Consider the following 13,584-nt stretch of genomic DNA (forward strand, 5'->3'; position numbering starts at 1 on the left):
ATGACCTTTTGGATACCAGGCTCTACCTCCGGTATCCAAAAGGATATATAAATACTCTAATAAAATGGATAATAAATAACCTTTTTTGCTCTAAAAGAAAAATATATTTTAGAGCAATTTAAATTAATGAAAATGAACAAAATACTGAAATGAAGACCTTTCTCAATAATAAAATAAGCAAGATTTCTTAACTCTTCTAAGTTGCCAAGCCATATATTCCTTTCCCAAAAAAGATACGCTTGCAACAGTAGGGTAAAAAAGCCTGTCTTTATAACAAAGAGACATTTATAATCAATCTCATTTATGAAAAAATCAATCCTTTTATTCAACTTTTTTTTAGTGTTCACATTAAGTTCAAACTCACAAAACACTCAATCCGCCACTAGGCCGGATTCTTTTCTATTAAAAACTTTTGACAGAGCGGCTATACAAAATTTGGGAAAAGAAATTATTGAACTTCCCAATCCTCGAGGTCCTCATTGAGTAGGGACGGTTGCGTACCATTGGCTGGACAAATCCAGAGATGAGAGAATGACTGAAGAAGAAAATGATTACCGCCAGGTAATTGTACAAATTTGGTATCCTGCAAAGTTAATAGAAGATACCGCACCGGCTGCATATTTTCCAGAAGTGGAATGGGTAAGGGCTGGTTTTAAGAGTCAGAAGGGCGATTTTCCCCAGAAACTGGCCGAGGATTTTGAGCGTTATAATCGGGTCTTATCTTATAGTCTTCCAGGTGCGATGATTGATGAGACTGAAAACATATATCCTTTGCTCCTCTTTGCGACAGGAGGAAATATGTCAAGACATTTTTATACCACAATGATGGAAGAGTTGGCAAGCCAAGGATATATTGTGGCAGCCATTAGCCACCCTTACAGCAGTATGGATTTTTTTCCTGCGGGTGGTTTTTTGATGTCTTCGCAGTATTGGAATGCTCCCGATGATGCTTCAGTCGAAGATAAAGAGGAGCTGGATGAAGAACTAAGCAATTATCTTGCTGCCGATGCTAAATTTGTTTTGGATCAATTCAGCCTTCTCAACCAAAATGATCCTACCGGTCGCTTTACGGGAAAAATCAATTTGGAAAAAATAGGCATTCTGGGGCATTCCCGCGGAGGGAAAACTGTGAGTCGCATAAGTTCAACAGACGATCGGATAAAGGCAGCGGTTATTTATGACAATATCGGGCCACATCCTGAAAGGGCATCTGGCCTTAAACAACCCATGATGACCATGCGTAGGCCGTGGGGAGAAGCTGGGGAAGAAAGCCTGCATGGTTATCTTGCCAAAACAGGTTCCTATTCTTATGAAGTTGTCCTGGATTCGGCATCCCATTTTACTTTTAGTGATATGCCTATAGTTGATCCTGAAAATTATAAGTCGGAAGGCGATCCTGTAGGGAATTTCCATCTTGTTATGGATTATACTCTAGATTTTCTAGGGAAAGCACTTAAAGGCGAGGAAGGAGAATTATTAGAAACTGATGAAAATAGTAAAGGAGTTCGAGTAAAAAAATTCAATAGTTTAAAATAACCAGAATGATCAATTTATTTAATGTAAAAAAGCAAGTTTTATTCATTTTCGTCAGCTTTTTCTTGGGAGGTGATTTAGCTTATTCACAAAACAAGAATGAAGCTTTAACAAGATTTACTACGACTGAATTGCAACAAAAAGGCTGGGATATAGGAAAATTTCAGTTAGCGCATAAACACGTGGACTCTACAGGAACGGCTGCCTATTTACTTATTCAGGACGGAAAAATTGTTGATTCCTATGGTGATATTACGCGAAAATATCAGTGCCATTCCATTAGAAAAAGTTTTTTGAGTGCATTGTATGGGATCTATTTGCAGCGAAAAGAAATAGATACGAGTAAAACATTGTTTGAACTGGGTATTGGAGAGTATGTGCCACTTTCCCCTCTTGAACAAACAGCCAGCCTTCGGGATTTGATTATGGGCCGTTCAGGCGTTTTCCTGCCGGCTACTTATGAAAATGAAGGTTTCGATAAAGTAAGACCAGAAAGGAACGCCTATTCTCCAGGTCGCTATTGGTTTTACAGTAATTGGGATTTTAATACTGCCGGAACAGCTTTTATGCTGGAAACCGGGCAAAATATTTTTTCAGCATTTAAAAAAGAGATTGCCGATGCTATTGGAATGCAGGATTTTGAGTTTAATGACGGCATTTGGAGGTATAGTCCAAGATCCCAGCACCCGGCTTATCTTTTTAGAATGAGTACCAGGGATATGGCCCGCTTCGGGCTGCTTTTTCTGAATAAAGGAAAATGGAAGGATAAGCAGCTAATTCCAGAAAAGTGGGTTAAAGAATCCACAGCTTTTCATTCCAATGTTACAAAACCAGACGGATCCCCCTTATCCGATGTGGGATTTGGATATATGTGGTGGACATCTAACAACTATTTCAAAGGATCGGGATTGAAAATCGGCAAAGGTGCTTTCAATGCATCGGGAACAGGGACGCAAGCCATTTATATAATGCCCGAGGAAAATATGGTCTTTGTACATCGGGTAAATACCGATCTGCCTTCCAAGGAATATCAAAGCGTAAATGAAAATGAAATAGGGAAGCTTTTAGAACTGATTCTTGAGGCTAGGAAAACTCAATAACAAAATTGCAATAAACCTAAAACCTAAATCTAAATAAATATGAGCTTTATTAAATTTGCCTACTATTCATTGATTATTCTAATCTTCATTTCCTGTGATGCCAAGTCCTATGATTTACTCATCCAAAATGTAAGTGTTATAGATCTTGAAAATAAAACGGTTCAAAAACACAATATCCTTATTGATGATGGAATAATAATCCGTGTAGGTGTTGATTCTGTTTTTAAGGATATATCTGCGAAAAAAATTATTGAAGGAAGTGGAAGGTATGTCATTCCTGGCTTATGGGACTCTCACGTCCATTTAATGGAAGAAGTAAATTATAAGAACAAACTGGCCGATTTTATTACATACGGAATTACTTCGGTTAGGGACACCGGCGGCAATTTGGATTCCCTTAAAATTTGGAATGAACAAATAAAAATTAGGGAATTAAGAGGACCGACTATCTATTTTGCGGGCCCTACCTTAAGTGGTAAAAAAGAAGGGGAAGCTGCTTTTACCATAACTATTGAAGATACCCTGAAAGTGCAATCGATAATTGATTCTTTGTCAACAGCAGGGGTTCATTTTATAAAAATCCACGATCAGGTTAAACCAAAAGTCCTGGAAGAAATCCTTAGACAGGCAAAGCTGCAAAATCTTCCAGTAGCCGGTCACGTGCCTTTTGGTACCAGTATGGAGGATGCTTCAGAAATGGGAATGGCTTCTTTTGAGCATCTATCGGCAATGATTGCTTCGTTATTTAATAAACCTGTTGATCCTGTTAAAAATTTTGGTCTGGCCTACGCCTATATGGTTGGAGAAAGTGGGGAAGAATTATATAAAACGCTTTCAATCAACAGTACTTTTGTTACTCCTACGCTAATCACTTATAAAAGAATAACCGATGCCGAAGAAGATGAAGGCGTTCGAAATATGGGTCGGAGAGCTTTAAAAAAGCAGCAGAAAATAGTGAAAGCAATGGTTGATAACGATGTTACAATCCTAGCTGGAACCGATTTTGGAATTCCTGAATTGCTAACCGATGCGGGTCAATCCCTCATTGATGAACTAAGGCTGCTTTCTCAATCTGGTATAGATAACTATGAAGTCATTAAGTCGGCGACACTAAATCCCGCTAGGTTTTTCAAAATTGAAGATTATGTTGGTTTGATAAAAGAGGGGTATAAAGCCGATTTAGTCCTGTTGAAGAAAAATCCAATAGAAGACATTGATAACTTACTGACTTTGAATTATGTTATAAAAGGCGGGGAAGTGGTTTAAAGTAAATAACATGAATTTAGGAGCTTTATATTTTCTCCAGGAATATCAATAAAAATAGCTCATTGAGATATATTCAGAAGATTTTATCAGAAAATTTAAAATCCATCAATTTACAGTAGTTTGAAAGTGTGTGCCGTTTACAAAAAGTATTGAAAGAAACTGGGAAGGAAAATTACAGCATCAATGTTTACGATACCGGGCATGCGATGTATGAGGATGATAAGGCCGAATTAAGAAGAGAGTTTTTGGCTGATCTTTTAAATTGGTTGAAAGCCAATAACCTATAATTTAATAAAGACTATAAGAGAATTTATATGTTTGTTTTATCCTTGCTATTCTTTTCATGTAAGAACGAAAAGGCAACTGAAAATTCCTCGGCGGAAAAAACAACTGTAAAAAGTAATTCAGACTATTCTTCAAAAATATCCCAAATTGATTCTCTTTTCAAGACAGCCTTACCAGATTTTTCTGGAGGCTTATGGTTGTCAGTGAAAACTTGGAAACCATTATTTATGATAAATCCTTCGGATATGCTGATCGCGATTTAAAAGTGCCCTATTCGCCTGAGATTGCTAACGATATAGCCTCCATTTCAAAACAATTTTCCGCTGCCGCTATATTGAAATTACAAGAAGATGGAAGGCTAAATATCCAAGACACCCTTGGCAAATTTTTGGACAACCTTTCTGAACAAAAAAGAAAAATAACCTTACACCAATTGTTGACGCATACGGCCGGATTGCCTTTATATTCGGGAAAGGATGCGAAGGTTGTTTCAAAAGATGACTTTAATAGAATGGTTTAAGGGTACGGATCTGATTGCAGATCCCGGAAGTCAATATAGTTATTCAAATCCTGGCTACACCATGCTCACTGTCATACTTGAAAACTTGAGCAATAAAAATCACGAACAATTTTTACGGGATACTTTTTTTACTAAGCTTAACTTAAACTCAACCGGATATCGCTTTCCCAAAAACCCTTTAGCAATTTCCTATGATAATGGTAAGAGGATAGGAACGCCTACCGAAATGCCCTGGGCCCCAGATGGTCCATATTATAATTTAAGAGGGGGAGGTGGTATAATTTCAACCTTAGATGATTTATATATTTGGTTCTCAAAACTTTATAAAGGGCAGGTTTTGAATGCGGAAAACACGAAGAGGATGTTTTCAAAACAAGCTGTTGAAGGCGAAAATTCGTGGTATGGCTATGACTGGCATATCATCGAAGATGAAAAAGGGGAGTGGATAGACCACTCCGGAAGTGATGGCTATAAATTTACAGATTTACGCTATTTTAAATCAAAGGATGTCCTTTTGTTATTTACGACCAATAATTTTAAAATTGATGAAGTGCAAACGATAGTGCAAGAGATTCCTAAAATTATGGATATATAAAATTATTAAATGTTTTGACTAGGTGGAAAGGAAATTTCAAGGATTTTTCGATTAGATAAACATGCCCTTTCGAAGGAAAAGGATTAAGGATGAATTTTAAAGGATTAAAAATACACGATATGAAGGCATCACATTTGCTAATTATGGCAATTCTATTGATGGCTTGTGAACAGGAACAAAAGAAAGATAAGATTGCCCAAAAGGAAATAAATGTAAAAGATCGTTACTATCAGGCCAAGGTAATTTTGGATAGTGCAATAACTGCGATGGGGGGTAATAGTAAACTGAATTCACTCTCTAAATTAAGTGCAACCTATACAGGAACCGTTTTTTCCATGTTTCAGGATCCGGACATGGATAGTATTCACCGTAGTCTTAAACGCGAAGGTTCTTTTGTGATCGATTTTAAAAATGACCATTATTACAGCAAATCCGCTACCCATTGGCCCAACTTCACCAATGATTTCAATATCCTTAAAACTAAGGATGTGGTTTTTACCTTAAATGAGGAAAGTAAAACCTTTACCTCTTCAAGCCCAACGCCGTCACAGGATATATGGATGCGGCGGATTACGCCCTATCTGTTGAAAAAACTGAAAGAAAATGGAAGATCGCTAAGATTTTTAGGTATTAGCGAAGACGGAAGTAAAAAGAATAATATGATTTCTGCCATGGTTTCAGATCAATTACTCACGCTCTATTTTGATGCTGAAACTTTCCAGCTTCATAAACTTGAATTTATGGATTATGCACCCGATTTGGGGGAGAGTAAAAGAACCCTTACAAGTGCCAGAGACTCTCAATCATACCTGGAGTATGGACTTTGTAACAGATGTCCTGGATAACAAAAGAAGATTTAGAGCCTTTACCATTATTGATGATTATAACCGGGAAGCTCTTCATATAGAAGTTGATTTTTCTTTGCCCAGCAATAGAGTGATTTGGGTGTTAAACCATCTCATTAACCGAAGAACAAAACCTCAGAAGATAAGAATGGATAATGGTCCTGAGTTTATTGCTAAAATAGCTTCAGAATGGAGTCAGATGCATGGAATTGACTTCCAATATATCCAACCAGGAAAACCTACACAGAATGCTTTTATTGAACGATTTAATGGAAGTTATAGAAGAGGAGTTTTAAATAAATACATTTTTGAAGATCTGGATCAGGTACGAGAACATACACAGATATGGATGGATGATTACAATAATCAAAGACCTCACGATGCATTAGGAAAAATGGCTCCAATAGAATATGCAGAATTTAATTCTCTATTAGCGACTACAGATAAAACTAAAAACAATAATTTTATATCATCAAGCAGTTCTAATTAGGGGAAGCTTACACCAATGGTCGGGTGATTGTTTTCTTTCTATTAAATCTTTCTATAATGGTTCGGCTAAATATAGTGTGCAACAGCGTGAATATACTGTTAACGAAAACAATTATCTAATCCTGAATGATTGCACTAAATATAATTTGACCATAGACAATATCTCTCCCACAGAATCATTTTGTGTATTCTTTACGCCCGAATTTGTTAGCCAAATTGTTTCAGAATTAAACGCATCTGAAGAGCGGCTTCTTGATTTTTCATTTAAAAGATCAGAGGGTATTAAATTACTTGAAAGGAATTACCTGCATAATGGTCAGGTATCTAAAATTTTGCATTGGGGTAGAAAATTGTCAAGTTTAACCATGGTAGAAATTGAAAAGGAAGAATTTTATCATACCTTATTAAACGCTATCCTTTTTCAAAATGGAGACTCCTTAAAGGAGGTTGACAAGTTAAAGTCAAAAAAGAGAACGACTAGAGAAGAAATATACCGAAGAGTATTTTACGCCAAAGACTTTATTGACTGTAATTATACCAAAAATTTAAGCTTGAAGAAAATATCACAGGTTGCAATGCTCGCAGAAAATCACTTGTTGAGAAATTTTTGTCAAGTTTTTCATATCAGTCCTTTTCAATACATAACAAATCTAAAGATTGCAGAAGCAAAACGCCAAATCATTGAAACAGATAAAAATATAACCGAGATAGCAACATCTCTTGGGTATTCAAGTTTGAGCAATTTCAGTTATTACTTCAAAAATACGGTTGGACTGTCACCAATTGCGCTACGCAAAAAAGGTGATTGATAGGAAATAATTTGCTTTTTATCATTCTATTTTTGTAAAAACTCATGAAGACATGAAAAAGACAGGAATGCTGATAATTGCTCTAATTTTTTCTACAACCATAAAAGCAAATGACATGATCGATTCGTTAAAAGCATACATAAAAAATAAAGAAGTTGATAAAATCATCACGATGATCACAGAACATCCTAAAGTCTTAGAGGAAAGGGATGATAATGGAAGTTCAGGCTTACTGATTATTGCATATAGCGGTATAGAAGAAGCTTTTAGTAAGGCCAAAGAACTTAAAAAGACATTTACTTTCCATGAAGCGATAGTATGTGGGAAAATTAACATTGTAGAAGATTCCCTTACATCGGATAAGGGTTATGTAAACAAGTACTCAAATGACGGTTTTACACCTTTATCCCTTGCAGCGTTTTTTGATCAAACTGAAATAGCTAAATTACTTCTTAACAATGAGGCTGACCCTAATTTACATGCAACCAATCCTTCCAAAGTAAATCCCCTGCACTCGGCTGTGGCAAAAGAAAACTACGAGTTGTGCAAGCTGCTGATTGAATATGGCGTAAATGTAAATGCGACACAAACACAAAATGTGACAGCTCTTCATTCTGCGGCACATCGGGGAAACTTGAAACTGATAAAGTTATTGGTGGAGAACGGAGCAAATATTAACCTTGAAATGGGCAATGGTGAAACAGCTATAAGCATTGCTAAAAAAGAAGGTCACAAGGACGTGAAAATGTATTTAGAAAAGATGTCAAAGTAATGGGACATACATCTCAAACAAAGTCTTTCATAATAAAACCAGCGAGAGAATTGAATATTTTAACTCTTATTCAAAAATAACTAGTGTCGGATTAAATATGCTTGTCACGTAAAGAATTAAAATTTGACTGATCAATATTGATTAAAAGACAATCCGGCATTCGAGCCCCCCAAATTCAAATCAATATAGGTTTCATCCAAACTCATTTTACACCAAAAATTAGTTTTTAAAACAAACGCGGGGAGGTTTAAATATATAAGTCAAAATATAAACTTTTAGTGATTAATAGTTTTTATTTTTTTGATAATTTATAAAATTACAATATATTAGCGACCACACAGTCGCTACTATATGGTCGCTTTAAAAACTTTTGAAAATTTAAGTCCGGAAAGACAAGAGGAAATCATCTATGTAAGCCTAGAAGAGTTTGCATTCAATGAATACAAATCTGCTTCTCTTTCAAATATTGTTGCTAAACTCAATTTAGGTAAAGGAAGCTTTTACAGATATTTTGAGAGCAAAAAAAGTTTGTATTACTTCCTTTTAAATTACTGCATTGATAAGAGAATGAAGCATGACCAAGAATTGTTGCAAAATCCTATCAATCATTTCTTTGAACTGGTTCAGTGCCACATGAAGGCTAAAATTTCTTTCGATCAAAAAGAACCCTTGATTAGTGCTTTCCTATTCAATATTCTTCAAGAGAGAAATAGTGATGAATTGCAAGATATTGAGCAATACCGAAAATCTAGCATTCTGGAAATGACTGAAGATATATTGAAGCCCTTTATCGCAAATGGTCAAATTAGAGATGACATTGAACCGAGGGTACTTGCCTGGACTATAGTGCAAAATCAGTTTTCTTTTCAGGAATTTATTGAGATCCAATTCAAGCAAGACTTTCAAAAAAACATTTCTAACCATGGTAAACTCTACAATTTATCTGAGAAGAAACTGCTCAAATATGGAAAAAGCTTTATAAAAATATTAAAAGGTGGGCTTGAAAAAAGAATTCAACATGACTAAGAAATTTCAATCTAGGCAATCTATCAAGATTATTGCTCCATTAGAAACTGTATGGAAATATAATCAGGATCTTTCTAAGATCGCAGAGTTTCATCCAAGAGTTACTCATGTCGATTTGTTAACGAATGATAAGTACAGAACGGAAGGGGCAACTTACAAATGCTATCTAAAAAACGGTAAACATAACTGTACAGAACGTGATATTGAGGTAGTACCCATGAATAAAATAGTTACCAGCTTACCGGAGGATTCCATGGGTCTAAGCAGAATCCTAAAAGATTACATTGTTGAGACCTATTTCAAAAAGGTAGATAATGATATTACTGAGATGGAATTTAACCATTACTATTCTACTCCAGGAATAATAAGATCTTTATTAAATTATATAATTAAGCCTAAAATTGCTAAACAGTCTCTACAAACATTGCGGGCAATAAAAATCAATATTGAAAAATCACTTACAACGAATAACTAACAAAAATATGGATCATAAATCGATACTAAAGATCGGAATAAAATACGGTGTATTTTTAGGACTAGGGTTTTGTCTCTACACGACCCTTATGTGGTTGACAAACCTTGACACCACCTATCTCAACATTGGTCAGTATCTTGATATGTTCATTATACTCTTACCGCTACTTTTGATATATGTTGGAATTAAGAAATTCCGTAAGCAAGGAGCAAAACTTACAGTATTAAATAGGATTTACCTGGCACTTGTCATTGGAGTGATTAGTGCGTTGATTTATGAGCCTTTTCTGTACTATTATCATAATGTAATAAATCCTGATTGGTTTGATTCTGTTTTGAGCTTGAAACAAGAGTCTTTAAAAGATCAAGGTCAAAGCAGAGAAGAAATTGACCGTGTTCTGACGACACTATCTGAACAGAATGCAGCAAGGTCTGGAATGTTTTCAGCATTCATTGCATCTGCAATTGTAATGCCTTTTTTAGGCGCACTACTCTCATTACTTTTTGTAAGGAATAAAAAAGGACAGTAGTAAATGGAAAATCTTCTAAATCATGAACATCCAAATTCATTCTCTAAAAACAGGAGCCAATAAAGCAAATACCAAAACTTAAACTATGGCTATTAGTATGGAAGTGATAAGAGTTGATAACATTTCAAAAACATATGGCGCAGTCCATGCCACTTCCAGTCTATCGTTGAATGTTAGTGAAGGTGAGATATATGGTTTTTTGGGATTAAATGGCGCAGGTAAAACCACCTTGATTCGGATGCTCTTAGGTTTTATAAAACCCGATAATGGTACAATTGCACTTTTCAATAAGCAAATATCATCACAATTCGACCAATGGAATAAGATAGGCTACTTGGTAGAAACACCATTCTCGTATCCCAACCTTTCTGTTTACGAAAATCTGAATGTAATTTACAAACTGAGACAACTGGCCAATCCAACTGCTATTAATAGTATTATTGAAAAATTAAAACTTACAAAATACAGAAACACCAAAGCCAATGAATTATCACTTGGTAATCAACAACGCTTAGGACTTGCGAAAGCACTTATCCATAATCCGGAACTTTTAATACTTGACGAACCGATAAACGGATTAGACCCCGAAGGAATTGTGGAAGTGCGGGAGCTTCTGACAGAACTTGCAAAAAATGGTTCGACAGTTTTTATATCAAGCCATATACTTGGTGAAATATCCAAGATTGCTAATCGCATAGGCATTATACATGAAGGGAAATTGATAAAAGAAATAACTACTCAGGAATTATCAAACCAAATCATTAAGAAAGTAATCGTACAAACAGCTGACAATCAGAAAGCAATTCAATATTTGCTAAACTCAAATCATTCGGTTGTTCATAAAAACTCTAATGAAATAGAAATTACAAATATTGATGCACTTGAACATCCCGAACTCATATCAAAACTTTTGACGGAAAGCGGGCTGCCACCTAAACAAATTTATCTGTTTTCTGAAGATTTGGAAATGTATTTCCTACGAACAATAAAAGGGAATAAATAATGAAACAGCAAATACGAGCCATACAAGCAGAGTTAATAAAAATCAAACATTCAAAAATCACTTGGGCCACTTTTGTTGCATTTGGCATAGCGCCCATCATGGGGGCAGTATTTACGCTAATCTTGCAAGATAGCGAAGCATCAGAAAAAGCAAGCGGACTTGCTGCCAAGGCTAACGCAATGAACTTTCAAGCAAATTGGAAATCCTATATCGATATATTGACGCAAGCTGTTGGTGTTGGTGGTGTTTTAGTTTTTGGATTTGTAGCCAGTTGGATTTTTGGACGTGAATATTCAGACGGAACAGCAAAGGACTTACTTGCTCTTCCTACTTCCCGAACAAAAATTTTGAATGCCAAGTTTGTTTTATACGTGCTTTGGTGCTTAATGCTTGTCTTTTCAAACTTATTGATAGCCTTGTTACTTGGAACAATTTTACAATTACCCACAATAAGCATAGACTTGTTACCGCAATTGCTTACGAATTATTTTATCACCACAATTCTGACAATTATCGTTGGAGCCCCTATAGCATTTTTTGCTCTTTATGGAAAGGGATATCTCGCACCGCTTGGCTTTGTTGCCTTGACATTGGTTTTTTCACAAGTAATAGCAGCAACAGGTTATGGCACATATTTTCCTTGGTCAGTACCAGGTCTTTATAGCGGAGCAGGTGGTGAATATAAAGACCTTTTAGACAATGTAAGTTATACTATATTAATTTTGACGGGTATCGCTGGCTATTTCGCAACAACAATTTATTGGAAAGTAGCGGACCAGACGAAATAAAAAGGACAAACTACCACCAACAGCACCTAAGAAAACATTGTAAGGCATAAAAACAAACAGTATGAATAGAACTTTATTTCTAAGTAGAAACTTAATCACTTTTGGAGTTCCGATTAGCCTCTTCGGAATTCTGATTTTATTAATAAAGTCACCATTTCTACCGGGAAATGAGACATTGGTCGTGGGGATTACGGCTGACCTGTTGCTGACTGTTCCTTTGGTTTATTTTCTGCTTATTCGCAAAACTGAAATTCCAAAAACGACTGTAATTCCTATAATGATCATTGGGCTTTTAATTGGTTCGTACTTCTTACCAAACGAAAGTCAATATTATCTTAATTTTTTTAAAACTTGGATTCTTCCAATTATCGAAATTTCAGTTCTATCATTTGTAATCTACAATGTCAGGAAAGGAATAAAACGATACAAATTAAACAAAACAGAATCGTTTGATTTTTTCACTACTTTAAAGAATACCTGCTACGAAATCCTTCCTAAAGATGTTGTAATTCCTGTTGTTACGGAAATTGCAGTTTTTTATTATGGTTTCCTATATTGGAAAAAAAGAGAATTGAAAGAAAATGAGTTTTCCTATCACAAAGACAGCGGAACCATAACATTATTAATTGCAATCATATTCATAGTAGCAATTGAGACTGTAGTATTTCATATTTTACTCGCGAAATGGAGCAGTATTGCTGCCTGGATTTTGACATTTTTAAGCATTTATTCTGGCATTCAAATTTTTGGGTTTTTAAAATCAATGCTTAAAAGACCAATATCAATAGAGAACGACCGACTTTATCTTCGATATGGAATTATGACGGAAACAGCTATTGACCTAAAAGATATTGAAACAGTAGAAATTTCATCAAAAGATATAGAGCTAAATCAGGAAACCCGAAAATTATCCTTCTTGGGCGAGTTGGAAAACCATAATATTATAATCCGCTTGAAAAAAGAAAACGAATTGATTGGACTTTATGGGATAAAAAGAAAATATAGGAATTTAGCATTGTACGTAGACGATAAAATTGAATTTACTAATCAAGTAAACAACGCCTTACAACACGAGGCTAAAAACAATGGTGGGCTTACAGGTAATTGAAATATTTTCATTTTTCACTACATTTATTAAAGGACAAAAGTAAGGTGGTTTTAATCCGCCAAAGCTTTTTAGCCCAATCGTTAGCAACAAGTAGAAAATAATATCTTAATTCAAAAAATTATGTCTTCAGCAGTTAAAATATTAATTGGAGTTTCAATTCTCCTTACCATTTCTTGCAATAACAAAAAACAAAAAAGCACTAACGAGAACGATTTATCAAATATTAATTTGTTAACTCAAAAAGAAAGTCAGTCAGAATCTATGCAAGCTCTATTATCCTCTGAACCAGAAAAAATATCAGTAGATGAAAATGGCTGTATCAGAATTAAAGATTATTTAATTATTTGGCCTTTTGGATTTAAGATAATTGACAAGAATAATAAATTGACCATTGTAGATAACGAAGGAAATTTTGTTGCCAATATTGGTGATAAAGTAATA

The 13,584-nt window shown here is 35.1% G+C and carries 16 protein-coding genes and 1 pseudogene; all 17 read left to right on the plus strand.

All coding sequences use genetic code 11. The features are described from left to right. Positions 1 to 531 precede the first annotated feature (531 nt). Positions 532 to 1,536, plus strand: coding sequence for an alpha/beta fold hydrolase (locus Q0L29_RS06530; RefSeq protein ID WP_296620103.1), 1,005 nt, complete (start codon positions 532 to 534; stop codon positions 1,534 to 1,536). A 5-nt stretch (positions 1,537 to 1,541) separates the two neighbouring features. Further along, a complete protein-coding gene (locus Q0L29_RS06535; protein WP_296620105.1) occupies positions 1,542 to 2,633 on the plus strand; it encodes a serine hydrolase in 1,092 nt (363 codons plus the stop codon). 39 nt (positions 2,634 to 2,672) lie between these two features. After that, positions 2,673 to 3,899, plus strand: coding sequence for an amidohydrolase family protein (locus Q0L29_RS06540; RefSeq protein WP_296620107.1), 1,227 nt, complete (start codon positions 2,673 to 2,675; stop codon positions 3,897 to 3,899). A 149-nt stretch (positions 3,900 to 4,048) separates the two neighbouring features. Then, entirely contained in the window at positions 4,049 to 4,186 is a 138-nt protein-coding gene (locus Q0L29_RS06545) for a hypothetical protein (RefSeq protein ID WP_296620108.1), read from the plus strand. 209 nt (positions 4,187 to 4,395) lie between these two features. Continuing rightward, positions 4,396 to 4,704: a serine hydrolase gene (locus tag Q0L29_RS06550; RefSeq protein WP_296620109.1), complete on the plus strand. Its 309-nt coding sequence runs from the start codon at positions 4,396 to 4,398 to the stop codon at positions 4,702 to 4,704. Continuing rightward, positions 4,682 to 5,299: a serine hydrolase gene (locus Q0L29_RS06555; protein WP_296620111.1), complete on the plus strand. Its 618-nt coding sequence runs from the start codon at positions 4,682 to 4,684 to the stop codon at positions 5,297 to 5,299. Before Q0L29_RS06550 ends, Q0L29_RS06555 begins: the two co-directional genes overlap by 23 nt. Positions 5,300 to 5,418: 119 nt before the next feature. Continuing rightward, positions 5,419 to 6,144, plus strand: a complete 726-nt coding sequence (locus Q0L29_RS06560; RefSeq protein ID WP_296620112.1) for a hypothetical protein — start codon at positions 5,419 to 5,421, stop codon at positions 6,142 to 6,144. Further along, positions 6,065 to 6,634: pseudogene (locus tag Q0L29_RS06565) on the plus strand (integrase core domain-containing protein); the annotation flags it as partial. The gene Q0L29_RS06560 and the pseudogene Q0L29_RS06565, both read left to right, overlap by 80 nt. Positions 6,635 to 6,710: 76 nt before the next feature. After that, positions 6,711 to 7,442, plus strand: a complete 732-nt coding sequence (locus Q0L29_RS06570; protein WP_296620114.1) for an AraC family transcriptional regulator — start codon at positions 6,711 to 6,713, stop codon at positions 7,440 to 7,442. Between the two features lie 52 nt (positions 7,443 to 7,494). Continuing rightward, complete coding sequence (locus tag Q0L29_RS06575) at positions 7,495 to 8,214, plus strand: ankyrin repeat domain-containing protein (RefSeq protein WP_296620116.1); 720 nt, start codon at positions 7,495 to 7,497, stop codon at positions 8,212 to 8,214. 351 nt (positions 8,215 to 8,565) lie between these two features. Next, positions 8,566 to 9,240, plus strand: coding sequence for a TetR/AcrR family transcriptional regulator (locus tag Q0L29_RS06580; protein ID WP_296620118.1), 675 nt, complete (start codon positions 8,566 to 8,568; stop codon positions 9,238 to 9,240). Continuing rightward, positions 9,215 to 9,715, plus strand: a complete 501-nt coding sequence (locus Q0L29_RS06585) for an SRPBCC family protein (RefSeq protein ID WP_296620120.1) — start codon at positions 9,215 to 9,217, stop codon at positions 9,713 to 9,715. Before Q0L29_RS06580 ends, Q0L29_RS06585 begins: the two co-directional genes overlap by 26 nt. Before the next feature lie 7 nt (positions 9,716 to 9,722). Continuing rightward, positions 9,723 to 10,244: a DUF4199 domain-containing protein gene (locus Q0L29_RS06590; RefSeq protein ID WP_296620122.1), complete on the plus strand. Its 522-nt coding sequence runs from the start codon at positions 9,723 to 9,725 to the stop codon at positions 10,242 to 10,244. Positions 10,245 to 10,329: 85 nt separating this feature from the next. Then, entirely contained in the window at positions 10,330 to 11,247 is a 918-nt protein-coding gene (locus Q0L29_RS06595) for an ABC transporter ATP-binding protein (RefSeq protein ID WP_296620124.1), read from the plus strand. Next, entirely contained in the window at positions 11,247 to 12,035 is a 789-nt protein-coding gene (locus Q0L29_RS06600) for an ABC transporter permease (protein ID WP_296620126.1), read from the plus strand. The genes Q0L29_RS06595 and Q0L29_RS06600 overlap by 1 nt, the downstream gene beginning before the upstream one ends. Before the next feature lie 61 nt (positions 12,036 to 12,096). Continuing rightward, positions 12,097 to 13,143 (plus strand): hypothetical protein, encoded by a 1,047-nt coding sequence (locus tag Q0L29_RS06605; protein ID WP_296620127.1) that lies wholly within the window; start codon positions 12,097 to 12,099, stop codon positions 13,141 to 13,143. A 120-nt stretch (positions 13,144 to 13,263) separates the two neighbouring features. Further along, positions 13,264 to 13,584, plus strand: a 321-nt coding sequence (locus Q0L29_RS06610) for a hypothetical protein (protein ID WP_296620129.1), incomplete at its 3' end; no start/stop codon positions are given.

The organism is Marivirga sp., assembly GCF_024636815.1.
In the GTDB taxonomy this organism is placed as follows: domain Bacteria; phylum Bacteroidota; class Bacteroidia; order Cytophagales; family Cyclobacteriaceae; genus Marivirga.

Bases quoted from the DNA above. Each gene is read 5' to 3' on its own strand.
- Q0L29_RS06605 (WP_296620127.1), top strand. From the start codon at position 12,097: ATGAATAGAACTTTATTTCTAAGTAGAAACTTAATCACTTTTGGAGTT.
- Q0L29_RS06595 (WP_296620124.1), top strand. From the start codon at position 10,330: ATGGCTATTAGTATGGAAGTGATAAGAGTTGATAACATTTCAAAAACA.
- Q0L29_RS06540 (WP_296620107.1), top strand. From the start codon at position 2,673: ATGAGCTTTATTAAATTTGCCTACTATTCATTGATTATTCTAATCTTC.
- Q0L29_RS06575 (WP_296620116.1), top strand. From the start codon at position 7,495: ATGAAAAAGACAGGAATGCTGATAATTGCTCTAATTTTTTCTACAACC.
- Q0L29_RS06590 (WP_296620122.1), top strand. From the start codon at position 9,723: ATGGATCATAAATCGATACTAAAGATCGGAATAAAATACGGTGTATTT.
- Q0L29_RS06555 (WP_296620111.1), top strand. From the start codon at position 4,682: ATGACTTTAATAGAATGGTTTAAGGGTACGGATCTGATTGCAGATCCC.
- Q0L29_RS06535 (WP_296620105.1), top strand. From the start codon at position 1,542: ATGATCAATTTATTTAATGTAAAAAAGCAAGTTTTATTCATTTTCGTC.
- Q0L29_RS06600 (WP_296620126.1), top strand. From the start codon at position 11,247: ATGAAACAGCAAATACGAGCCATACAAGCAGAGTTAATAAAAATCAAA.
- Q0L29_RS06560 (WP_296620112.1), top strand. From the start codon at position 5,419: ATGAAGGCATCACATTTGCTAATTATGGCAATTCTATTGATGGCTTGT.
- Q0L29_RS06580 (WP_296620118.1), top strand. From the start codon at position 8,566: ATGGTCGCTTTAAAAACTTTTGAAAATTTAAGTCCGGAAAGACAAGAG.
- Q0L29_RS06530 (WP_296620103.1), top strand. From the start codon at position 532: ATGACTGAAGAAGAAAATGATTACCGCCAGGTAATTGTACAAATTTGG.